The sequence below is a fragment of the Pedobacter fastidiosus genome (assembly GCF_014306625.1).
Classification (GTDB): domain Bacteria; phylum Bacteroidota; class Bacteroidia; order Sphingobacteriales; family Sphingobacteriaceae; genus Pedobacter; species Pedobacter fastidiosus.
Genome location: NZ_JACRYL010000007.1, coordinates 146,431 through 168,671, shown reverse-complemented (window position 1 = coordinate 168,671; position 22,241 = coordinate 146,431). Strand labels below are relative to the sequence as shown.

Annotated in this window: 23 protein-coding genes; 17 read left to right on the top strand and 6 right to left on the bottom strand. The window is 38.6% G+C overall.

What is annotated here, in order from left to right; translation table 11 throughout:
* The first annotated feature begins 3 nt into the window (after positions 1-3).
* The 8 genes from H7U22_RS09670 (at position 4) to H7U22_RS09635 (ending at position 8,213) form a co-directional block, all read left to right on the top strand.
* The gene (locus H7U22_RS09670) at positions 4-876 is read left to right on the top strand and encodes a hypothetical protein (RefSeq protein ID WP_187071155.1); all 873 of its coding nucleotides are present in this window, start codon (positions 4-6) and stop codon (positions 874-876) included.
* 196 nt (positions 877-1,072) lie between these two features.
* A complete protein-coding gene (locus tag H7U22_RS09665) occupies positions 1,073-1,525 on the top strand; it encodes an SMI1/KNR4 family protein (RefSeq protein ID WP_187071154.1) in 453 nt (150 codons plus the stop codon).
* A gap of 95 nt (positions 1,526-1,620) precedes the next feature.
* A complete protein-coding gene (locus H7U22_RS09660; protein WP_187071153.1) occupies positions 1,621-1,827 on the top strand; it encodes a DUF6572 domain-containing protein in 207 nt (68 codons plus the stop codon).
* Between the two features lie 682 nt (positions 1,828-2,509).
* A complete protein-coding gene (locus H7U22_RS09655; RefSeq protein ID WP_187071152.1) occupies positions 2,510-3,046 on the top strand; it encodes a DUF6843 domain-containing protein in 537 nt (178 codons plus the stop codon).
* A 1,076-nt stretch (positions 3,047-4,122) separates the two neighbouring features.
* Complete coding sequence (locus H7U22_RS09650) at positions 4,123-4,896, top strand: hypothetical protein (RefSeq protein WP_222621831.1); 774 nt, start codon at positions 4,123-4,125, stop codon at positions 4,894-4,896.
* Positions 4,897-4,901: 5 nt separating this feature from the next.
* Complete coding sequence (locus H7U22_RS09645; protein WP_187071150.1) at positions 4,902-5,678, top strand: SGNH/GDSL hydrolase family protein; 777 nt, start codon at positions 4,902-4,904, stop codon at positions 5,676-5,678.
* A 262-nt stretch (positions 5,679-5,940) separates the two neighbouring features.
* Positions 5,941-7,014, top strand: a complete 1,074-nt coding sequence (locus H7U22_RS09640; protein ID WP_187071149.1) for a hypothetical protein — start codon at positions 5,941-5,943, stop codon at positions 7,012-7,014.
* Between the two features lie 128 nt (positions 7,015-7,142).
* Complete coding sequence (locus H7U22_RS09635; protein ID WP_187071148.1) at positions 7,143-8,213, top strand: PorP/SprF family type IX secretion system membrane protein; 1,071 nt, start codon at positions 7,143-7,145, stop codon at positions 8,211-8,213.
* On the opposite strand, the gene H7U22_RS09630 is transcribed toward H7U22_RS09635, so the two are convergent.
* Positions 8,214-10,268, bottom strand: a complete 2,055-nt coding sequence (locus H7U22_RS09630; protein WP_187071147.1) for a T9SS type B sorting domain-containing protein — start codon at positions 10,266-10,268, stop codon at positions 8,214-8,216.
* A 321-nt stretch (positions 10,269-10,589) separates the two neighbouring features.
* Here H7U22_RS09630 and H7U22_RS09625 point away from each other — a divergent pair, with 321 nt between their 5' ends.
* Together H7U22_RS09625 and H7U22_RS09620 are read left to right on the top strand one after the other, a co-directional pair.
* Complete coding sequence (locus H7U22_RS09625; protein ID WP_187071146.1) at positions 10,590-10,805, top strand: hypothetical protein; 216 nt, start codon at positions 10,590-10,592, stop codon at positions 10,803-10,805.
* Positions 10,799-11,170 carry a type II toxin-antitoxin system VapC family toxin gene (locus H7U22_RS09620; RefSeq protein WP_187071145.1) on the top strand — a complete coding sequence of 124 codons (372 nt, stop codon included), beginning with the start codon at positions 10,799-10,801 and terminating at the stop codon, positions 11,168-11,170. Before H7U22_RS09625 ends, H7U22_RS09620 begins: the two co-directional genes overlap by 7 nt.
* 95 nt (positions 11,171-11,265) lie before the next feature.
* Here H7U22_RS09620 and H7U22_RS09615 read toward each other — a convergent pair whose 3' ends face one another.
* The gene (locus tag H7U22_RS09615; protein WP_187071144.1) at positions 11,266-13,731 is read right to left on the bottom strand and encodes a mechanosensitive ion channel family protein; all 2,466 of its coding nucleotides are present in this window, start codon (positions 13,729-13,731) and stop codon (positions 11,266-11,268) included.
* 159 nt (positions 13,732-13,890) lie between these two features.
* Here H7U22_RS09615 and H7U22_RS09610 point away from each other — a divergent pair, with 159 nt between their 5' ends.
* A complete protein-coding gene (locus tag H7U22_RS09610) occupies positions 13,891-14,739 on the top strand; it encodes a hypothetical protein (protein ID WP_187071143.1) in 849 nt (282 codons plus the stop codon).
* 21 nt (positions 14,740-14,760) lie between these two features.
* On the opposite strand, the gene H7U22_RS09605 is transcribed toward H7U22_RS09610, so the two are convergent.
* Complete coding sequence (locus tag H7U22_RS09605) at positions 14,761-15,663, bottom strand: LysR family transcriptional regulator (RefSeq protein ID WP_187071142.1); 903 nt, start codon at positions 15,661-15,663, stop codon at positions 14,761-14,763.
* 100 nt (positions 15,664-15,763) lie between these two features.
* Here H7U22_RS09605 and H7U22_RS09600 point away from each other — a divergent pair, with 100 nt between their 5' ends.
* Together H7U22_RS09600 and H7U22_RS09595 are read left to right on the top strand one after the other, a co-directional pair.
* Positions 15,764-16,393, top strand: coding sequence for an NAD(P)H-dependent oxidoreductase (locus tag H7U22_RS09600; RefSeq protein ID WP_187071141.1), 630 nt, complete (start codon positions 15,764-15,766; stop codon positions 16,391-16,393).
* Positions 16,365-16,649, top strand: coding sequence for a putative quinol monooxygenase (locus tag H7U22_RS09595; RefSeq protein ID WP_187071140.1), 285 nt, complete (start codon positions 16,365-16,367; stop codon positions 16,647-16,649). Before H7U22_RS09600 ends, H7U22_RS09595 begins: the two co-directional genes overlap by 29 nt.
* 1 nt (position 16,650) lies before the next feature.
* Here H7U22_RS09595 and H7U22_RS09590 read toward each other — a convergent pair whose 3' ends face one another.
* The gene (locus tag H7U22_RS09590) at positions 16,651-17,505 is read right to left on the bottom strand and encodes an EamA family transporter (protein ID WP_187071139.1); all 855 of its coding nucleotides are present in this window, start codon (positions 17,503-17,505) and stop codon (positions 16,651-16,653) included.
* Positions 17,506-17,619: 114 nt separating this feature from the next.
* On the bottom strand, positions 17,620-17,967 hold the full coding sequence (locus tag H7U22_RS09585; RefSeq protein ID WP_187071138.1) for a hypothetical protein: 348 nt from the start codon (positions 17,965-17,967) through the stop codon (positions 17,620-17,622).
* A 120-nt stretch (positions 17,968-18,087) separates the two neighbouring features.
* Between H7U22_RS09585 and H7U22_RS09580 the strand changes: the two genes are divergently transcribed.
* The gene (locus H7U22_RS09580) at positions 18,088-18,624 is read left to right on the top strand and encodes a superoxide dismutase family protein (protein ID WP_187071137.1); all 537 of its coding nucleotides are present in this window, start codon (positions 18,088-18,090) and stop codon (positions 18,622-18,624) included.
* A gap of 100 nt (positions 18,625-18,724) precedes the next feature.
* Entirely contained in the window at positions 18,725-19,252 is a 528-nt protein-coding gene (locus H7U22_RS09575) for a biopolymer transporter ExbD (RefSeq protein ID WP_187071136.1), read from the top strand.
* A 126-nt stretch (positions 19,253-19,378) separates the two neighbouring features.
* Here the strand turns inward: H7U22_RS09575 and metK are convergent, their stop codons facing one another.
* Positions 19,379-20,629, bottom strand: coding sequence for a methionine adenosyltransferase (metK, locus tag H7U22_RS09570; RefSeq protein WP_187071135.1), 1,251 nt, complete (start codon positions 20,627-20,629; stop codon positions 19,379-19,381).
* A gap of 226 nt (positions 20,630-20,855) precedes the next feature.
* Here metK and H7U22_RS09565 point away from each other — a divergent pair, with 226 nt between their 5' ends.
* Together H7U22_RS09565 and H7U22_RS09560 are read left to right on the top strand one after the other, a co-directional pair.
* Entirely contained in the window at positions 20,856-21,737 is an 882-nt protein-coding gene (locus tag H7U22_RS09565) for a diacylglycerol/lipid kinase family protein (protein WP_248284711.1), read from the top strand.
* Between the two features lie 26 nt (positions 21,738-21,763).
* Positions 21,764-22,114, top strand: coding sequence for a translation initiation factor (locus tag H7U22_RS09560; RefSeq protein WP_187071133.1), 351 nt, complete (start codon positions 21,764-21,766; stop codon positions 22,112-22,114).
* Positions 22,115-22,241 lie beyond the last annotated feature (127 nt).

Below are 22,241 nucleotides of genomic sequence, written 5' to 3'. Positions count from 1 at the left end.
AAAATGGAAGTAACATATAACAAAGACGGATTTACTTTTTTTAAAAGTAAAAGCAAACTAAGCCCGGATGCACAGGATAGCCTAATTATTGAATTTTCTAGGATCGATCAATTGATTAATTATATCAAAATTAACAATATTACGAGCATCATGGTCAATTCTTATTATAGCAAAATTACAAATTTAGACTTTCTTAGAGAGATCACTCAGATAGAAAGTCTAAAAGTGCTTGACGAGAATTTAAATTTTGAAATGATAAATCATTTGACGAAGCTTAAGGAATTAAGAGTTGGTAATGTAGGTTCAAAAGTTGATTTCGGAAATCTTAAAGACTTAGAAGTTTTAGGGATAATTTGGAATAAACATATAGATTTGAGGGGCTGTGAAAAGCTTTCATGGTTATGGATCGACTGTTTCAACGAATATGATTTGAGCAAACTTTCCAGTTTGAAAAAAATAAAGTGTATAAACCTCATTAGTTCATCAATTGTAAATTTGAATGGTGTTGCTAAGTTGACTTTTTTGGAATCGTTAAATTTGGATGGTGCGAAAAAACTAGTTAGCCTGGAAGACCTTAGCTTGACAAATAAAAACCTTTATTGCGTTGATATTTATAATGCCAAAAACCTTTTTGATTATGAACATTTGAGTAACTTAATTAACCTTCAATCATTAAGATTAATTAAAACTGGAGAAATAGATAGTATAGTGTTCCTTCAACGTTTAGCAAAGCTTAATAAAGTTGCTCTGGGAATGAAAGTTTTAGACGGCAATCTGAAAATATTACAGGGTGTTCCTGAACATTTCTTCAAAAACTATCCTCATTATAATTATAAATCTCCGAAGTTTTCAATTCCAATAGAAAAGGTAGAATAGCAATATGTGGCCGTTAGCAAGAGTTGTTTTAGAACAAAAGGACTTACGATACAATGAGAATATGTTTGAGACTTAAATTATTATATAGTAGCTGAATATAATTGTATAAGCTCATTTTGCGTGTCTTGGGAAAGATTTTGCCAAAATGGAAATCTGAGCATTGGGAATCGTGCCTTTCGGCCAAACCATGTAAAAAATGGATAGATTAAATTTAATAAGTAAGCTAATTGAAGAAAACGCAGATTTTGTAAATTTTTCAGAATATGGAAATTGGATTTCTGATGAGCTAATAATTAAAGCGGAACTTGATCTTAACATAAAATTCCCTAAAACTTATATTTGGTGGCTTAAACACTTTAGGGGAGGCGAGATATATGGAGATGAAATTTTTAGTATCTACAAGGATAGTAATGATGGTATTCCTAGTGGAGACATAGTTTATAGAAATTTATTGGACAGGAAGAACAATATATTGTCCGAAGATCAACTTGCTATAATGACTAATGATATGGGTGAAACATTTTTCTTTGATTTGCAACAAACTGATGATGGTGGGGAGTTCCCAGTTTATCGGCTTTCAGACGGATCAAGATATGCAGATGATTTTCTAGACTTTCTTATAAGACAGATTTCTGATGAGTATTATTGATTGCAAATTAACTGACTAAAGATTATGAATTTATGGCAAAACGCAATAAGGAAAATATTGTGAGGTTGTAATGCCAAAAAATAATATAAATTTTTATGTCAGTAATACAAGTTGATAAAATTGATTTCATAGGAATAGATGGAAAAACTAAGAAAGTTGCATTAACAATTTCTGATCATTTGGATTGGGACGATGAATATTACCATTTATCCGTTTTGCAGGAAAAAATCAATGCATATTTGAGATTTATAGAAAGTGGTGAAATCTATGATGTTTATCCAGATTCAGTTGATAGAAGATAATTATTGAAATTTCCTTTAAGCATACAATTGTTAAAGAAGGAATCGAGTTCTTTGAAAAAGTTTTAAATGATTTTGATATCGAAATATCATACTGTTAAAAAGCGTTAACATATTGATAATGCCTTCTGGAGAAGCCATGTTCAAACTGTAGTTGTATGAAGCTATATTTAAATCCATATATGAACTTAATTTCGAAATTTCATGTTTTTTGACGGTAATGGGTTATTCTATTGAGAATGGTCACCGGATTCCAGTTCAAAGTGTGCGCTCAACTTTAATCCCGTGTTTGGGAAAGATTGGTAAAAATGATGTCAATGCTAAAGTCTTTATAAATTGTCGACTGTTGGAATCGAACTAGGTTAACTTCCTACCAAACCCCATAGCTCCCTCTAGTCCCTATTGCTATCCGTCAGGATAGCTTAAATTTTTTAAGCGTAAGTTCGGTGTTAATGCACAGTAATTTCCGGAGGCGACGCAAGAACTTAGAACGTATCGTTTTTAGTAAAAATTCGAGCCTTATACAGGTTTTACAGACCGAATCGATAAAAGATAAAAAACATATCTTAAAATGATTGGAAATCAGCCGACTGTATACTTTAGTGCGTAATTCTTTTACATTTGGGTAGGAATAATCGCCATTTTGAAAGACTCCCCGATAAATATAATTTATCTGATAGAAGAGATGACAAATCTACTAAACCCTAAAATTAAATTTCAGATCAAGAAACACTTTGTTTTTATAGTTTTAATATGCTGTCTTTTGGCTTGTAAACATGATAAGATACTATCTGAGGAATACTTAATCCCCGAAAATTTCAAAGGTTTTGTCTTAATATTATTTAATCAGAAAGCTGGGGTTAAAAGCAAAATAAATAAGAACACTGTAGTTTACAAAATCCCAAGGGATGGAATTCTGTGTGTTAAAGAGGGTCAATACTTGGTTAACCAAAGAAATACAAGATATTATTACTATAATGAAAAAACAAATTCCAAAACTGAAATATGTTCTTATGTAAGCGATACCATATTTAGGCAAAATAAGAGAGCATGTAATTCGATGGTTTACAATAATTCATATGGTGAATATCGGGAGAGCATAGACTCAGAAATATTCAATTACGTCTTGATTATAGTGGGAAAGGAAACTTTGGACAAAAAATTTGATCCTTCTACAATACCTGATCTCCTCAAAAAAAATCAGTACAAAGTGGGCGGTTAGGGTTCCTAACGGCAATCTCAACTACCTTAAGATACAATTGTTTTTTGAGCGTGCATCTCCGAGCTTATTATCCAAGGGCTTTAGGCGAAGTTTTTCATTTGAGTTGACAACTGGTTTTTTTTGCGATCACTATACTTAAAGATAGATAAATATTTTTCTAATCCCGATGGAATGTAATTTTAGCCATCGGTCATCCTAGACTTGCAAAGTCCGCACTTTTCTCAACAGAACGCATTGCATCATTGCCATTGATTCATAGTGATAGACTTCAAGCTTATATTAATACCAAACATTCCTTTGCTGATCTTTAAACCTTCTCATGTTTGCTTACAATTTTATAAACCTATTCCGGGACGAAAATCAAGCTTGTTATCATGGGCAATCTGTTCATCCGTTCTTTTCCGGTTTAGGTCAACCAAAACACGGGATTTGTCAAACTGGCTTTTTACATTCGGTTAAATTCAACACTTTAATTCGGATTTCTCGATCGAGCCTTGTCAGGACGGTCCGTGTGTCCAACAAATAATTTTATGATGTGTAGATTTTCAACCATTATTCTTTGCTGCCTGTTCTCGCATAATCTTTTTGCACAGATATCGGTAGTCAACGTCGATAGTGTCCGGACGGGTAATCCATCCGGTTCTGGAAGTGTAGCCATTTATGGCAAAACCTTTTTAAAGAACCCAGTTCCGGGAACTAAGGGCGATAGTATATTGGTGATTGGAAAGACCGGCGAAATGCGGTATGTTAAGAGAAGCGAACTGCTTTCAGGGTTAGGCACTGCCTCCGATCCTTTAAAGGAGAGTCTTTCCAACAAGCAGAATTCGCTCGCCCCAGATGTCACCAACAGCAGATATCCTACAGTTACGGCAATAAACAATGCGCTCGAAAACAAAGCGAGACTGATAGGAGGCAAAGTGGATACGGCACAACTCCCGTTAGTAAACCTTTCCCCTGCACAGTTCGAGACCCTGCCGGACGGAACGATCGGCATTAAGCTATCTTACCTACAGTCTCTTGGATTAGGAGGTGAAGGTAGCGGAAACTACACGCCTTCTGCGCCAACAATGGGTGTGGTGGACGATGTTTCAAAGACATTCGACTGGACCAACAGTTCGGGTTTCGAAAGCCTGAACGATTATGAATATACACTGGATGCCGGGGCTACGCAGGCAGTTGTTGTGGCAAAACCGGTAAACGTAAACGGCGCAAGGGCTGTGGGGCAAGTGGGTGTAAGGGTTAGGCCATATCCGGGAAGGAATGCCTCGGTGTGGCTTTATAACAGCAATGCTTTTAGCGTTTCTGGTTCGGGTGGGACGGCTTCTGTTGTTCCTGACAAATTTTTGGGCGGGACATTTACGCAGACCAGCGGGCAGATCATCTCTACCGCTGAGGCCAGGGCTGTTGTGGCCAACTCAGCTGATCCCGGACCACATTCTACGCGGGCGGTAACCTCCATTGAGGTTGGCTGGGATGCCTCTTGGGTCGGAAAAAACCTTGTCTTCGGTCTATCTACACAGGATTATGGCGAAGGCTATGCGGGCATCGATTTTGCCTCTTATGTCCAGCCGAATATGTCTGCGATGAGCAGGATTGCAAAATCAAGTGATGGGGGAACCGATATCAATATGTATGCCTTGCCTCAGTCTGCAACAACAAAACTAAAGATAGAAGCAGTGGCAGGAGCGGTTTATTGGAATGTAAACTTTTATTCCTCGACGGATAATGGAAGCACATGGACGCTAAGAAGGTCTGCAACAAGTGCTGTTTCGAAGAATACCCAGCTTTACGGGTCTATAAATGCGCTTGAATCGGGCATGAGCGTTAAAGGCATTAGAGTTACACCATAATCCATATGAAAAATATCCTTGCCCTTATTTTATTTCTATTCCCATTTTGCCTGTGTGCGCAAAAGACGGATCTCTGGGTCGGTGATTCACAGCTTCAGCCAACTGGGCCAGACTTCGCCCAGGCCTGTTTCGTTCGGTATTCTGCTGTAAAGTATGGCAGGAACTTTGCCCGTTTTTACCAGTCTGGCAGAACCGTTCAGGCACTGGACAACAATTACCCGTCGACCAACAGTATTGAATATGCTGGTGAACACAATGGACTTACGACACTTTCGATACAGGGGGATGCCTGGTACGCATATGTTCCGCAGTTTAATAAGGTCTTTGTCGAGGCGATTGTCAACGATGCGCTATCAAAGACAAATGCCCAGAATCCAGTATCGGTTTTTAAGGCAAAGTATAAAGTAGTCATTATTGAAAAATTGTTGTCGCTTGGCTGGGCGAAGAAAGATATCAAATTAATTAACTGCCCCCCAGTTGATGCCTCGGTATCGGCTTATGTTAAGGCCTCGCCTGAGCGGATAGGCGCCCTCAATGTTGCCCTGTCGGAACTGGGAACTGAGTATGGCATCCAGGTAATTGATATTAATACCCCAATGAACGCTATAAATAATTTTTTTGCAGATTATACGGTTGATGGACTTCACGGAAATGCACTCTGGCACCAGCTTGTTGCAGATCAGATAGATCTTCAGATAACCGCGTCGGAATCCCAGGGAATTTCGTCTGGACTACCTAGGGGAAAAAGGTTTGTGATTGCCCCGCCTTTGGTAACTCAGTAATCGAAGATATGTGCTATGAGCACCTAATTAACTTTTTCAAATATTAGGAATGTCTAAATTACCCCTTGGTGATTTTTCAAGCTTGCTTTTGGGGTATTGTTCAAGGCCTGTTCGTCCAGTTTATTTGCCTTTCCGTCAGTCAAAACCACAGCTTCGTCAATACCGTTTTCAGGCAAAAATAAATTTGGGCAAATTACAGTGTTAAATTATTAGTATACAGAAGGCTTTGACCTTCTTTTTTAAACCAGACATCCAAATTAACATGAAATATCTCTTCAGCTTATTGTTCAGCTTTTTGGCGTATAGTCTTTTTGCACAGATTGCGGTGGTAAATCCGGACAGCGTTCGCTTAGGAAATCCTGCGGGCAACGGAAGCTTGTCGCTTGCGGGAAAAGCTTATCTTAAAAACGTTTCAGAGGGGACGAGTAGTGATAGTGTTTTGGTTCGAGGTGCCGATGGGGTGATTAAGTATGTCAAACGGAGTACTTTCGCGGTAGCGGGCATACCCTTGCCGAACGGTTTAAAAATACTAGAAATCAATACGCAAACCGTAAACTATACAATATTACCTTTAGATGTTGGAAAATTAGTTCAATTAAATCAGACTAATGCAAATACAGTTTCCATTCCCGCAAGTTCATCGTCAAACATCCCTATCGGAACCCAGATTATAATTAGACAGATGGGTACAGGCCAGACTTTTGTAAAAGGAGAAATTGGGGTTGCGATTGAAAGCTCCAAAGGTCAGGCACTTCGGGCTCAGTATTCTACGGCTACCTTGGTCAAAATTGCAACGGATGTTTGGGCGCTGTATGGCGATCTTGTGGTTGCCTCACCTCCAATTGCATCTAACAATTTGCCGGGGCTTTATCGGGTTTCACCAATGCCAGATGTATTTTCTACGGATGATAATGAAACTTATTGGTTGAACAGCAACTATGGGCAACAGATTCCCATGGGCTACAAAATGGAGGGGGATGGAATCATTCTGGTAAAGGCGCCATTCGGGTCTACAGCTTATCACTGCGACATTCAGATCACGACGGCTATAAACGGCGGCGACAATACGGATTTTTATTTTTACAATGGATCAATCGTAACCGAGGCAAGTTATGGCTCTGGTGGTGGATTTTCTGAAGTGATAGTCGAGGGAACATTTTATGGATTAAAGAAAGTAGGTGACAATATCAAGCTTGTGAAGACAACTGATGGACTGGTTTATACAGATCTAGTTGATTTTGGGCCTAGGCCAGGTTTCAAATACCTGGTAACCTGGGGATATGGCGGTTCCACGATGCTGCATCCGCAGGGAACTGGGCTTTCTGTAGTAAATTAGCGAACCTCTTATTCTTATTTACTTCTTATTTCTCAAGCCGACAATGATTTCATGTTATTTTTAAAAGATATTGAAAACAGATCTTGGCTTATGAGGTCGTGCACTTATTTAGGGGAACATAAACAGATATGGATAAGCTAAAGCAGCAACATGGCAATCAAACCTGGCTAAACGGATTTCTGTTTTCTGTAGGACAGATTTTAAGCTTGTTGATTCTTTATTTTTATCCGCAGGCTCTCTCTGCCCAGCAGAGGCCCCAGTATTCACAATACGTTATGAACAATTACCTGCTCAACCCTGCGCTGAGCGGTATCGAAAATTATACGGATCTCCGGATGGGTCATAGGCAACAGTGGACCGGGCTGGAGGGTGCTCCCAAAACTTCATTTGTCTCAGCGCACTGGGCTCTTGGTGATGCCTATCTGTGGCCAAACCCGTTATCGTTCGGCGAAGACGGAACGGATCCAAGATCTAGAAGCATCGAACAGGACTATACCGCTTCGCCTGCGCACCATGGCATTGGTTTCTCGGCAGTTTCGGATCGGTCGGGCCAGCTTTCGATGGCCTTTCTTGATGTTAGTTACGCGTATCATCTTCAGCTTAATAGAAGACTGAACCTCGCTGCGGGGATTTCCACAGGCGTCTCTAGGGTAGGGATTGATGTAGGTGCACTTGTTCTGGAAAGACCGGGTGATCCGGCGCTATCCAATGCTTCCCGTAAAACATTGAGTCCGGACCTGTCGTTGGGTCTTTGGCTATACGGAAGGCGGTTTTTCTCTGGAGTTTCCGTACAGCAGCTCCTGCCTCAAAAAATAGTTTTTGGAAAAGAAAATAACCTTAATGAGGGGAAACTTGTGCCTCATTTTTTTTTTACATCGGGTTATCGCGTCGCGTTGGGGGAGGATTTTAATGTTACGCCATCTATAATGGCAAAATGGGTAAGCAACACTCCGATTTCCCTGGATGCAAACTTAAAGATCGGGCTTACAGACCGGTTCTGGATGGGAGGCGGCTATAGAAGTACAGATGCCTTTACCGCAATGGCAGGGATAAATGTGAGTCATTTTCTAAACCTCACCTACTCTTATGACCTGACGGTCTCCCGGCTAAACTCAGTCAGTAGCGGAAGCCATGAAATAGTTCTGGGTCTGTTGCTCAACAACGTCTACAAGGTGGTCTGTCCGACAAGGATGTGGTAGTTATCGGATCAGCGTAATCGATCCGCTGTGAACGACTGCTTTGCCAAAAAGATCCGTTCCCTTTAACACGTAAAAATATGCGCCAATAGGAACCGGACTTCCTTTCCATTGCCCGTCCCAGGCATCGAAAATATTTTCGGTCAAAAAGATCGATTCCCCGTATCGGTTGAAGACCCGGAAACTGAATTTTTTAAGGTTCGCAATATTGATATTCAGCAGATCGTTTATTCCATCACCGTTGGGAGAGAAGGAATTAGGGATCATCAGTGTTGATCCATCGAGCAGGACCAGATCGCTGAGGGAAAAATTGTCAAAGCAACTGCTTTTGGAAGATGCCCGAAGGGTAACCGTATAACTGCCGGCTTTTTTATAAAGATGCACAGGACTGAATTCGTCCGATCTCTCGCCGTCACCGAAGTCCCACTCAAACTGGTCCGCGTCTTTGGACTGGTTCAAGAATGTAATGGGGGCGGGAGCAGAAAACTTTCCTGGCAGTTCGGGGGCTGTTCCGAAAAGTGCAACTGGTTTTTTTAGGATAGGGGGGATGTCAAAATAGGCGATATCGCTCTCACAATCGCCGACTTTGACCCGCAGGATATATCTTCCGGATTGCCCTGAATCTTTCACAGGGATGACTATTCTACTTTCTGTATCCAAAAACCCGTTTGGCCCAGTCCAGCGATAAACTGCATCTCTGACTTCGGAAGTGCTCAGCCCAATACTGTCGCCGATGCAGAAAACCTGTTTGTTTGCAAGGATTATCGGCGTTGCCGGTTTTAGGGAAACATAAAAAGAATAACTGGTTATGGTTGTACAGCCCCTATAGCTGGTTGTTTCAAGTATAACGGTCTTTTGCCCCTCTGTTGAATAGCTGATTAGCTGTGGACCGGGATCACTGGAAAATACCTTGCTTGCGCCTTCTCCAAAGTTCCATCTCAGACTGTCGTACCCGCTGGCGACTGTCCTGAAGGTAAATTGTTGGTCGGCTTGACATGGATTTTCTGTCTGCATGTTGATGGATGCCTGGGGGCCAAGGAATTCTCCCGCTCCGGAAAAGAGAAGCGTAAAGCCATTGTTGCCATTGGAAAAATTGTCGATGAGTAGGGCATATCGATGACCCTGTACCATATTGACCGATTTTACGAAGCCATCCTGTCCGGCAACACATCCCGACTGCTCGGTGAGGTCTATCGATCCACTGTTCATACCTGTGGCATAATAGCGGGGTATACAGGCAATTCCACTTCCGGAAGCACAGCGAATGGCATTCTGCGCCGATGGGATACCGTTGTCAGCTGTAGGACCCAGATCAAAGAGCACCCAGTCAATGTCGTCGGTCACCGAGGTGGGTGTAATCGAAAAGCCGAGATCGCCATTGTTCGAAGCCGTCCAGTTATACCATGCCGAGTTGGACTCCGTACTCATGCAGGTTCCCAGTGCCTCCCTGTTATTGAGCCCGGCCCCGCTGATACTCTGTTCTGTAAAACCATTCTTGTTGCAGAGAAGGGATGCGGTCGAAAAATCCTGGCCTGGTTTTTTTGGAGGGTTATAACTGTTTATGCACAACCTGAAATTTCCGGTTGCTCCGCTTTCGGCACTAATCCTGAGGTAATAGAGCTGACCGATGACAAGCCCCCCCTTATAGCCCGTAACTGTATTGTTTTTGATAGTCATGGACCCGATCTGTTCGGTAAGAATATTCTCCTTATAGGTGTAATAGGCAACCAAAGGCTTAATTAGCGTGTTTTTGTCTAGAGTAGTTTCCATGCCCGTAACCGTAGCTGTAACATCAGTCCCTGTGGAAATGAAGCTGTACCATATGTCGTTACCCTCACTGTTCCAGAGGCTGCCCTTTTTGTATCCGCTCGGCGTCGCTCCTGCATTGCTGAACTCCCCGTCCGCAGAACAGAATGCAGTAATTTTGGATAGTGAAACCGCATTGCGGATGTCATCATTGACGGGTGCCTGAGCGTGAGCGTTCAGAGCAATCGTCAATAGGAATAATAGTAATATTGAGCGCATATTTTTGAGATAGGCTAAAATAGCCAATATCATTCTTTTGACGAATTAATTTTGATAATTTAAGAGCTTAAAGTATATTTGAGGTAGTTGTTTGTAGTCAAGTAATTGTAACCTTCTAGTGAGTATTTGGTGAGTACTTTGCTTTTAAAGATATAAAAACCTCGTTTAAAGCGAGTTATGGCATGGGTTCGAGTCCCGTCCATTCCGCAACAAAAGCCTTAACTTGTAAAAGTTGAGGCTTTTTTGCTTCTAGATCCCAATTTCATTCATCCAACTTTTCCGCTGATTCTAGAAGATTGCAGTAGTATTTTTGCCTTCAGTTTGATTTATATAAATGTTCAGTATATTTGTTATATGGAAACGCTAATTATAAATATTCCCGACAAAAAAAGTACCTTGGTAAAACAAATACTTAAAGGTTTAGGTGTAACCATTCAAGAAAACAGTCAAACTAAGAAATCTGATTACAAAAAAAAATTGCTTACAGTTTCGACTTGGCCAGAAGAGGATTTGAAAAGTTTTGAAGACAGTAGAAAATCTTTTGAAAATCTGAGTCCACAACAATGGTAGTTGATACAGGCATCTTTATTGAACATTTAAGGGCAAAAGATAAATTTAAAACGTCGCTTTATTTAATTCCAGAAAATACACAACTATTTATCTCATCGGTATCGCTTTACGAGTTGTATATGGGAGCAACTACTATAGAGAAAGAAAATGATATATTGCTTTTAACAGAGGATTTGGAAGTACTATCATTTACAGATTCTGTTTCCATAAAGGCTGCTCAAATCTATCATGAATTAAGAACAAGTAATAGAATGATTGAATTTAGAGATATTTTTATTGCTGCCACCTGCATAATGTATAAATTGCCTATCCTTACGCTTAATCAGAAACATTTCAAAAGAATAAAGGGTTTAGAAATTCTTTAGAACATTTATTGCCAAAATTTCCCTTGCAAAAGGCATAATACCTTTCAAGTTTTATAGGTGTGGTTTCAATCCCTTATCCTAATTAAATCCCAATTTCATTCATCCAACTTATGCAGATAAATTTCCTGTTGATTAAACGGGATCTTAATGCCATTTTTTTTGAATGCTTCATTTATCGCAACAATAAGATCGCTTTTGGTAGAGTTGTTTTCCCTTAAATGCCTCGTCCATAAAAGTATTTTCAAATCAATAGAATTGCTGTTAAACTGCTCGAATAGGACTACTGGTTTCGGGTTTTTAAGAATTCGCTCTTCAGTTTCTATAATATTACCAATTATCTCCTTACATTTTTGAAGATCGGTATCATAGGCTACTCCAATAACGAGCGACATCCGTTTTCGGCTTCCTGCCAGTGTCCAGTTCATTAAATGAGAGTTCAGTAAATCTCCATTAGGCATTACCAAATCTCCACCTTCCCAAGTCGTAATTACACTGCTTCGAAACCCAATTGATTTCATCGTACCGCCTTGCCCATCCACATCCACAATGTCGCCAACATTAACTGGTTTCTCAAATGCGATGATTAATCCACTAACCAGATTATTGACCAATGTTTGCAGGCCAAATCCAATGCCAACGCCTAGTGCCCCAATAATGATGGTAATTCGATCCATAGGAATGCCGGCTGCAGCGAGCGCCAAAAAAAGACCGATTGAAAGTATGGATATGCGCATTAAGAGAACCCAGCTTCCCAATCCGCGTTTTTGAGTATTGTCATCTTTGCTTCCCACAAGGTGATCATCAGAAGCAAAAAACGATACAATTTTAGAAATGATTACAGATGCGGTCATAATTCCGAAAAAAAGGATTACTCCGTTGATGCTGAAATTGTAGTTGCCCAGGGTTCGCTCACTGCTTAAAAAGGTAAGGAAAGGTTTAGAGAAAAATTCAAATAGGGGAAAGTTATGGCCCATTAATACTATCCATCCTAAAACGAGGAGTATGTAGAGTAAAACCGGTGCTCTGTTGCCCACTTTCCCGAAATTAAGGTAAAATAATTTCCTGTCTTGTACCGTGTAAATGTCAAAGGCTAGAAGCAAACCCTCATTAATTAGTCGCACAACCCAAAGAAATAATATCGCTATAACGACATTTAAAAATCCTACCAGAAATAACGTTTTAGAGAGGTTGAATCTTCCATAAACATTCAATATAATGGAAACGATCTCAAACCCTATCATGATTGCAATTGAGTAGGAAATCCATTTTTCACGAAGTTCAAGATATCGTTTCTGATTAAGAATGATTACTCCCGCCAGGGTACCCGCAATGGCCAGGGCAAGCATATACCAGCGTTCAACTCTCGACGCCTGAAGAAGAATATTTCCGGCTGAAGCAAATATAAATAACACCATCATCAATAGCCATACTTTCATCCAGTAAGAGGTAATAAAGTTTCTGAATACGATTGTAAGGCAAATACTGCAAATAATCCAAATTAAGAAACTTAAGATAAACGGCGGAGATATGAATAAGAACTGAAATAAGCTTAATACAATTAACACTGCCGATAACGCTGGATAACGTATGGCCAATTGCCCATCCAATTCTTTATTTAGTAATCCCTTTGATTGATACATTTTTTTCAAAGAGTTTAGATAGATAAAAGATGTGATAATTAGCAAAACGATTAAAGCCAATTTGCCTATATTATTTAATAGATAAAATTTAAGGGTGAGTAGGTTTTTGATTGTAGAAAATTGAACGATTTCTAAAAAGGGTCTAAAATGAAGTTGAGCTTGCCATATATTTGGCAGTTCGCGATCAAGAGTACTAAAGGCCATATTCTGTTCGTAATGCTCTACCTGCTCAATACTATTCTGTAATTGGCTTATTGCAATATTATACGTGTTTATTAACTTTTGAACATGGAGATTAGCTTTTTTTAGGGTAGAATCAACAGGTGCTGTTTCGTAAGCAACTGCTCCAAGGGTGCGTAAATAATCAACAACTGAGATGGAATCTTTCGGAAAAACAAACAATTCTGGTGCAGTAGATAATGAATCTATTCTATAATGAAAACCGGATAATGCTTTTTGTTTAACTTCAAGTGCTGATTTAATTTTTTTCGCATCTAATAGTAATTCCCGAATAATTCTTTTCGTTGAAGCAAGGTTGCGATAGGTTTGCGTTGTTCCCGCATTAATAAAGACACCATCAGATGCTGTTTTATAATCCGCCTTTAGCACCTCCAATTTGACTTTTGGCGTTATGGTATCTACACCGGTTTTAAGATAGCCTTTTGCATCTTGACTGGTAAGTCTAATATCATTAATGACTTTTAATTGCACCATCACAACCTTATCTGCCTCGAAATCTGCAATACTTTCTTTTGCCGATTGCTTGGCGAAATTCTGCATTCTGACTAAAAATCCATTTGGATTGGTTTTTAGTGAATCGGTTTGCTCTTTTTGGGCAGCTGTTTTTTGACCAATGCAAAGGGAGGGGAAAAAGATTAGGCTTAATATGAAAGCTTTGAGCAAAAGTAGAGTGAATTTCATAACGTTAGGGCTTAATCAATATTAAATAAAAATCAAAATGTATCCAAATGATAGCAACTTATTATTAAACAATCCCTTGCTTTTTGCGTAAAAAATTGATTATCAAATTTAGATTTTCAGAATGTTTTGATTATTTTTATCTTAAAAATCAAACCTACCATGAAAAAAATTTACCTATCATTGCTCTGCATAATGATTGCCATCTGCAGTTTTGCCCAAAACAGCGCTCAGCAGAAAGCTGATGTGATTAAAAAAACCAGCGGTGAAGAACTTAAAGGAAAAATTATTAAGATTACAGATGCTGATGTCTCTTTTGTGTACTCTGGGGAAACCGCTGAATATGTAATTAAAAAATCAGACATCTCTCAGATTACCCATTCCAGTGGCCGGGTAGAGATTTTCTCACAGCAGGTTCCTCCTTCCGAAACTAGACAGAAAGATCAGGTTGCCATGACAGCAACTCCTGTAGATCATCATAATAAAATTGCAATTATCCCATTTACATTTTTAATGGATAACCAGCCTGGGGCCGATGCCATTGGAATGAAGGCGCAACAGGATGCTTATGCGTTACTTAATCAGCACTCCGCAGGATATACCATTCTCGATCCACGTTCTACTAATGCCGCCCTTGTGCAAGCAGGAGCAACGCGTGATAAAATGATTGGTTTTACTATGAAAAATCTTTGCGATATTTTAGGTGTAGAATATATTATTGATGGAACAGTAACGCAAAATAAGGGCTACCAAACCAGTTACACCTCAACTAGCGATGATACAAAGGTTAAACGCGGTGACGATAACAAGGTTAAGGGCGTTTCCAATTACGGATCGTCTAGCAGTGATGCCGTGCAACGTTTTGATGTAAGTGTGAGCCTTCAAATTTACATGGATAATAATGCAAGTATTTATAATGAAAGCCATAAAGCGTTTTTAAGCAATACGGATGGTTCTTACAGTGGGCCATTAGAGTATCTTTTAAAAAGATGCCCCCTATATCGTAAATAGTTTATTTAACCAACCAATAACCTAAATACTGACCATTACCTCCTTAAATAATTTTTTAATCAAATTTATCTCCATTAGATATTGAGTTTTTTTTCTTGATCCAAAATAGAGCGTGTTTTTAAGCTTTGGTGATCCTTCCCAAATTACCTTTACTTTTCCTTCATCAACTTCTTTTTTACATAAGAAATCAGGAATTATCGCTAAACCGTTTCCGCCAGACAGACAACGGACTATAGAGTTTAAATTCGGCACAATATAATTTGGTCTAAAATCGGCGTGTTTGCCAAAGTTTAATTGCCAAAAGCGTAAAAGGTGTTCCATATCGCCAGTTGTACCGTACCATTTTTGTTGTTTTAACCAATGTTCCATCGCATCTAAATCTTTGCGTTTTACCATATGTTTAAACTCTGATTCATCAGTTTCAATTCCCCCAACAAGAACAATAGTTTCTGAGGAGAAAGCCTCGTGCTCTACATTTGCCGATGTTCCCTTTTGTGGCGTAATAATTAAATCTAAAATTCCCTTATCCAACTGATCTAGCATTTCTGGATATTCTCCAAATCGAATAATCACATTAAAAGGCAATGTAGAAATGTACTGCTCTAGCGTTATTTGGAAGGTTTCGAAGCACATGCCAACACTAATGGTAGGCGTATGTTTCTCCGTGCTTTTTTGAAAATGTTTTTCCGCCTCCTCAAGCTTAACCAAAGGCTCAACAATAAAGTTATAAAGTACCTTCCCCTTTTCCGTTGGGATCATTTTTCGACCAGTACGCTCAAATAATTTAGAACCAACATAACTTTCCAAAGAACTTAAATGTAAGCTAACTCCAGGCTGAGAAATAAACAAACTTTCAGCCGCACCAGTTAAAGTTCCTGTTTTATAAATTGCCTTAAAACTTCTGTACCACTCCAAATTTACCATAATTTTACTATTATAATTCTGATACAAAGCTATAAATTAACTTGTTTTTATAATAGATATAACTAAAGTAATTTTGTCCTATCAAAATAAAGAAAACGATATGACAAAAATATTCATCATAAATGGCGGCCAAAAATTTGGTCACTCTGGCGGAAAGTTTAATGAAACCATCTCATCCGCAACCGAAGACTTTTTCAATAGCTTGGAAGGCTTTGAGGTTAAAACAACAAACATTAACAATAACTATGACCCAAAAGAAGAAGTAGCAAAATATGTTTGGGCCGATGTTGTAATTTACCATACACCAATCTGGTGGTTTCAGTTGCCTCACGGTTTTAAAAAATATATTGATGTAGTCTTTACAGAAGGCTATAAAAGCGGAATTTATATTAGCGATGGTAGAAAATCCGCCAACCCAACCCGGAACTATGGAACTGGCGGTATGCTCCACGGACGAAAATATATGGTTACCTCATCTTGGAATGCCCCTAAAGAAGCATTCACTTTACCTGATGAGTTTTTTATGGAAACCAGTGTAGATGACGGACCGCTTTTTGGCTTTCATAGAATGAATGCATTTACGGGCATGGAGCGGATTGATGGAATGCATTTTCACGATGTAGAGAAAAATGCAGACATTATGAAAGATTTAAAAACGTATAGAGAACATTTAAACAATCAATTTTTAAACACAGAAGTATATGAGCATCTATTTAACAGCAATAGTTAAAAGTAAAGCCGATAAAATAGCCGAATTAAGAAGTATTTTACTAGATATGGTTTCTAATTCGAGAATGGAAAAGGCCTGTATTCAATATGATTTGCATGAATCATTAGCGGAAAATACGTTTATTTTTCAAGAAGAGTGGGCTGATCAAAGCAGTTTGGATGCCCACAATAAGCAGAGCTACATTCAAGCTTTCGTGAAAAAAGCGGGAGCATTAACAGATTCTGTTGTAATTTATAAAACGGATAAATTGGAGTAGTTTACAGTTTCGCTCTTCTGGCTGTAATTGCAGATCCAGCTGAAGCAATAACGACAAAGGCAACCGCCAAGCATTCTTTTACGGAAAGATATTCTTGAAGGAAAACAAATGCAGCCAATGATGCCATTGCAGGTTCTAGGCTCATTAAAATACTGAATGTTCTGGCAGGAAGTTGTTTTAATGCCCTAATTTCTAAGGTAAATGGAATGGCACTTGAAAGTAGAGCAAGTGCTGTTCCTAAGCCTAATAATTTTGGGGTTAAGAGTTTTAATCCTCCGCTAAAAATTCCAAAGGGCAATATCAGTAAGGTAGCAAAAAGCATCCCGATGGCAACTGCATCTCCGCCTTTCATTATTTTTGAAATCCGGCCACCTAAAATAATATAGGCTGCCCAAAAGGCTCCAGCAAGGAGCGCTAATAAAACTCCTACTAAATCTAATCCATTGTTGCTCGTCCACGGCGCAATTAGTGCAATTCCAATTGCAGCCAGCAATACCCAAAGAAAATCAATCGCTTTTTTTGAAGAGAAAATGGCGAGAACTAGAGGACCAACAAATTCTAGCGTAACGCCAAGACCAATGGGAATTCTTTCTATTGCTAGATAAAAAACCATATTCATTGCGCCTAGAGAAATACCGTATAGAATTACATATTTCCACTGTTTTGCATTGAGTTTAAACAGATTTGGCCTAAAAGCAATGAGTAAGATTACGGCAGATAAGCCAATTCTTAAAGATGCTGTTGCTGCAGCGCCCAATTCTGGGAAGAGCCCTTTGGCAATTGCTGCACCACACTGTACGCTAATTATAGATAATATAACTGCGGGTATAGGTGGGAGATTAAATTTGCCTTTCATACTGTGGGATTACTGGAGCCCGCGAAGTTACAAAAATCAAATTCATCAAAAATTTTAATAATTTATTGTAAAAAAAATGATAAGGTTTGAAATTAATCAAACCTTATCATTTTTTTAAGCAAATAACTCTTGCTCGTCTCGATCTGCCGTTGGGATCTTCTTCAAAAAATCATCGAAAGCAGGACCATCATTGTCAGAATAAATTCCATAAGCATCCAGCATATACCCTATATTTTTGTCTTGATCCTCTACTAAATATAAAACTGAATTATCTGCAGGATCAGAATCTCCTTCAAAACGATAGGTTTTGACAATCGTTAAATCCTCAGGTCTGTAAATTTTGCCAAGGGTTTTACTTTGCATCTTACCGTGATCAGAAATTTTTAATTCGTTATCTTTTCCTTTCAGCCTCAATTTCTCCAAAATTTGGCTCAAAGTGTTCATTGCAATTGGCTGTTCCATAGTTATAATGATTTTATAAGTATTAAACACGTGGTAATTGAAATGGTTTTATAATTGAAAATTAAGGAGCAAACTAAATGGATGTCAATGTGTTTGATTACTGAACTAAAAATTAATCAGATGAGAAAATATCTTTTAGCCTTAGCCATTACAGGTGCTGCCTTTGCAAGTGCCTGTACAACATCAAAACTTGATAAAGAAATAGCTTCGGCAACTTTAACTGAAACTGCAGATAATACCAAAAACATAGGAACTGCCAAGTTTTATCAGGAAAGTGATGGTAAAATTAAAATGGAATTGATTATGGATTTTGCATCTCGTGCAGATAGCAATGTTGCAGTACATTTTCACGAACACGGAGATTGTGGCGATATGGGAATGAACACACATGGGCATTGGAATCCTACAAAAGAGAATCATGGTAAATGGGGCTCTGCGGCTTATCACAGTGGCGATATTGGGAATATTAAATTAGATAGCAAAGGACATGGAACCGTTACCGTAACTACAGATAGATGGAGTATTGCCGAGGGCGATGTTAAAAATATTATCGGTAGAGGCATAATTGTTCATGGCGGAACCGATGATTATACCACTCAGCCTACAGGTAATTCTGGACCGAGAGTTGGTTGTGGTATAATAGAAGCTGTAAAATAAGTTCAATAATTAATTTTATTAAGGAGCGATTAAATTTTTAATCGCTTTTTTTTATGCAATTGGTTTCGAGTTGTCATCATAATTAAAAAAACCTAAAATTATGGCAACTCTAAACGAATCTCAAAGCGGCAAGGCCGTTAAAGTAAGAACCAAAAAATCCGCACCTCGTGTAGATCTTACTGCAATGGTAGATTTAATGTTCCTGTTAACAACATTCTTTATGCTCACTACAACACTCGGCGATTTAAACGTAGTTGATGTAGCAAAACCAGACGCAACAATAGATCAAGGGCCATATCCTGCATCGCGAACAATGACAATTTTATTGGGAAAGAATAACGAAGCAGCGTATTACATGGGCGAGACTGATAAAGCCGAAATAAAAACCTCATCATTAAAAAATATTGAAAATGATATCCTTTCATCTAAACTATTGGTTGCCAAAATCCATAATAATAATCCATCAAAGCATATGATTGTAATTATTAAGCCAACTAAAACATCTACCTATAAAGATTTTGTTGATGTTTTGGATGAGATGAAAATAACCAACATTAAAGCTTATGCCATAGATGATGACCACATAACCGATAAAGAGAAAGATTTTATGAAACTGAAAGGAATCTAGTTAACCCAAATGTTAAACATCCTACTAAGCTGATCTCAGGTTTCTTAGGGGATAATTTATTCTAAATCTCTAAACGCAAAAAAGTCCCGATTTTGATCGGGACTTTTAAATATTATAAATAGAAGATTAAATTCCGAAAGCGGCTTTAACCTGATCTGCGTAATCTAGTTTCTCCCAGGTAAACAATTCAACCGTAACATTTTTTTCCTCCCCATTTGGAGTTCTAAAAGTTTTGGTAACCGTTTCTGGCGTTCTGCCCATGTGGCCGTAAGCTGCTGTTTCGCTATAGATCGGGTTTCTCAGTTTCAAACGTTGCTCAATAAAGTATGGGCGCATATCAAAAATAGATTCTACTTTTTTGCTGATCTCTCCATCTGTTAAATTCACTTTAGCAGTTCCATAAGTAACCACGTTTATAGAAGTTGGTTTTGCAACACCAATGGCGTAAGAAACCTGTACCAGAATTTCATCGGCAACACCAGCAGCAACAAGATTTTTTGCAATATGGCGTGTTGCATAAGCGGCACTTCTGTCTACCTTACTAGGATCTTTTCCAGAGAATGCACCACCACCGTGAGCGCCTTTTCCACCATAGGTATCCACAATAATTTTTCTACCGGTTAAACCGGTATCTCCATGTGGTCCGCCAATTACAAATTTCCCTGTCGGATTGATGTGATAGGTAATCTGATCGTTAAACAAATGGGCATATTGAGGATATTTAGCCTTAATCCTTGGAATCAAAATAGAAACCAGATCCGATTTGATCTTAGCTAGCATTGTCTCTTCTTCATCAAAATCATCATGCTGAGTGGAAATTACAATCGCATCAATTCGCTGCGGTTTATTATCGTCAGAATATTCCAAAGTTACCTGAGATTTTGCATCAGGACGCAAATAGGTAATCTCAGAATTCTCTCTTCTCAAATTCGCAAGTTCTCTTAATAATGCATGAGATAGATCTAGCGCCAACGGCATATAATTTTCAGTTTCGTTAGTTGCGTAACCGAACATCATTCCTTGATCACCAGCACCCTGTTCTTCCTTGCTGCTTCTGTCTACACCCTGGTTAATATCCTGCGATTGCTCATGTATCGCAGATAAAATACCACAAGAATTTGCCTCGAACATATATTCGCTTTTGGTATAACCAATTTTCTTGATCACATCGCGGGCAATCTGTTGTACATCCAGATAAGTTTTGGATTTAACCTCACCAGCCAAAATAACCTGACCAGTAGTTACCAGAGTTTCGCAGGCAACCTTAGATTCTGGATCGAAAGCTAGGAAGTTATCAATTAAAGCATCCGAGATTTGATCGGCAATTTTATCTGGGTGTCCTTCAGAAACAGATTCTGACGTAAATAAGTATGACATTTATTAAAATTAAATATTGGTAAATAAACAAATTAATAATTGCCAAAACCCCTTAGAAACAGGCTTTAAAATGATTGAAGGAGGCATTAGCAATTTTTTTAAGTGGTTGCAATCCGGTCCCGAAGATTCGGGATAGCAAATCAATCCACTTTTAATGATTGCAAAAATAGTATATTTTCTTTATTTCAAAAATTATAGATTATTTTGTACCCTCATTCTTTACAACTTGCAAATCAAAACCAATATCCTCTTCATCATAAACCCAATCTCAGGCGGAAAGGGCAAATTGCGCATTCCCGACTTTATAGATAAGTATTTGGATAAGGAAAAATTCAGTCCGAACTTCGTTTTTACAGAATATGTTGGGCATGCAGGCGAGCTGGCAGACGAAGCATCTATTAAAAATTTTGACATAATCGTGGCAGCCGGTGGCGATGGAACCATAAATGAAGTAGCTACGAAGGTTTTACTACACAATAAAATTTTAGGCGTTCTTCCTTTAGGGTCAGGAAATGGCTTGGCTAGATTTCTAAACATCCCTAAAAATTTAAGGCAGGCAATTTTGTTGATCAATAATTTAAAGATCGATAAAATAGACTCTGCCACATTTAATCATAAATCTTTTTTTAATCTGGCAGGGATGGGTTTTGATGCCCATTTAAGCGCTGTTTTTTCGGGCGATAAAAAAAGAGGTTTAAGTGGTTATGTTAAACTAGGCTTTCAAGAAGTTTTCAATTATAAGCCCCAGCTCTATATTTTAAATATTGATGGTGTGGAATATCAGCGTAAGGCATTTGCAGTTACCATTGCAAATTCATCTCAGTATGGCAACGATGTATTTATCGCTCCATCAGCATCCGTTAAAGACGGCCTTTTAGATGTTTGCATTATCAAACCTTTTTCACTGCTAAAATTGCCCATGTTAAGTTACATCATGTTAAGAGGCACAGCAGAAACATCCGATATGATCGAAATTATAAAAGGTAAAAATATTAAAATTACCCGCCAAAAAGAAGGCGCAGTGCATGTAGATGGCGAGCCTTCGCAGATGGGAATGGAAATTGAAGCCGTTGTAAATCCATTATCTTTACAGGTAATTGTTCCATAATTCATTTTCCCCTTACATTTGTTAGTATGAAACCAAAGAAAAATAGTTTAAGCGATCTTGGAGGAATCATGTATTCTACAAATCCCGAATTTGAATACGAAGAAGAAGTAGATGATACTGTAACAAGTCCAAACCAACAACAGGATTTACGCGTAATGCTCGATAAAAAAAACCGTGGAGGAAAAGCCGTAACACTTATCACAGGATTTAAGGGCAAACAAGAAGATTTAGATGTATTAGGAAAAATGCTTAAAACCAAATGCGGTGTAGGAGGATCTGTTAAAGATGGAGAAATTATGATTCAAGGCGATGTTCGCGATAAAGTTATGGGCATTCTTCAAAAGGATGGCTACAAAGTAAAGAAAGCTGGAGGTTAGGTTTTTGATTAATGCTTTGAGGGATACTCCCCACTTGGTGGGTAGGGGGAAGAAATTTAGGTCGCTCTTATTCTTTGTCCCTATCGGTCGGTGTCTCACCGACCTATACACCATTTACTTTCCAGCC

Coding starts and splice junctions, on each gene's coding strand:
- metK (WP_187071135.1), bottom strand. CDS start 20,629: ATGTCATACTTATTTACGTCAGAATCTGTTTCTGAAGGACACCCAGAT.
- H7U22_RS09575 (WP_187071136.1), top strand. CDS start 18,725: ATGGCAACTCTAAACGAATCTCAAAGCGGCAAGGCCGTTAAAGTAAGA.
- H7U22_RS09585 (WP_187071138.1), bottom strand. CDS start 17,967: ATGGAACAGCCAATTGCAATGAACACTTTGAGCCAAATTTTGGAGAAA.
- H7U22_RS09625 (WP_187071146.1), top strand. CDS start 10,590: ATGGAAACGCTAATTATAAATATTCCCGACAAAAAAAGTACCTTGGTA.
- H7U22_RS09580 (WP_187071137.1), top strand. CDS start 18,088: ATGAGAAAATATCTTTTAGCCTTAGCCATTACAGGTGCTGCCTTTGCA.
- H7U22_RS09595 (WP_187071140.1), top strand. CDS start 16,365: ATGAGCATCTATTTAACAGCAATAGTTAAAAGTAAAGCCGATAAAATA.
- H7U22_RS09605 (WP_187071142.1), bottom strand. CDS start 15,663: ATGGTAAATTTGGAGTGGTACAGAAGTTTTAAGGCAATTTATAAAACA.
- H7U22_RS09600 (WP_187071141.1), top strand. CDS start 15,764: ATGACAAAAATATTCATCATAAATGGCGGCCAAAAATTTGGTCACTCT.
- H7U22_RS09655 (WP_187071152.1), top strand. CDS start 2,510: ATGACAAATCTACTAAACCCTAAAATTAAATTTCAGATCAAGAAACAC.
- H7U22_RS09610 (WP_187071143.1), top strand. CDS start 13,891: ATGAAAAAAATTTACCTATCATTGCTCTGCATAATGATTGCCATCTGC.
- H7U22_RS09660 (WP_187071153.1), top strand. CDS start 1,621: ATGTCAGTAATACAAGTTGATAAAATTGATTTCATAGGAATAGATGGA.
- H7U22_RS09670 (WP_187071155.1), top strand. CDS start 4: ATGGAAGTAACATATAACAAAGACGGATTTACTTTTTTTAAAAGTAAA.
- H7U22_RS09620 (WP_187071145.1), top strand. CDS start 10,799: ATGGTAGTTGATACAGGCATCTTTATTGAACATTTAAGGGCAAAAGAT.
- H7U22_RS09560 (WP_187071133.1), top strand. CDS start 21,764: ATGAAACCAAAGAAAAATAGTTTAAGCGATCTTGGAGGAATCATGTAT.
- H7U22_RS09640 (WP_187071149.1), top strand. CDS start 5,941: ATGAAATATCTCTTCAGCTTATTGTTCAGCTTTTTGGCGTATAGTCTT.
- H7U22_RS09635 (WP_187071148.1), top strand. CDS start 7,143: ATGGATAAGCTAAAGCAGCAACATGGCAATCAAACCTGGCTAAACGGA.
- H7U22_RS09590 (WP_187071139.1), bottom strand. CDS start 17,505: ATGAAAGGCAAATTTAATCTCCCACCTATACCCGCAGTTATATTATCT.
- H7U22_RS09665 (WP_187071154.1), top strand. CDS start 1,073: ATGGATAGATTAAATTTAATAAGTAAGCTAATTGAAGAAAACGCAGAT.
- H7U22_RS09615 (WP_187071144.1), bottom strand. CDS start 13,731: ATGAAATTCACTCTACTTTTGCTCAAAGCTTTCATATTAAGCCTAATC.
- H7U22_RS09645 (WP_187071150.1), top strand. CDS start 4,902: ATGAAAAATATCCTTGCCCTTATTTTATTTCTATTCCCATTTTGCCTG.
- H7U22_RS09630 (WP_187071147.1), bottom strand. CDS start 10,268: ATGATATTGGCTATTTTAGCCTATCTCAAAAATATGCGCTCAATATTA.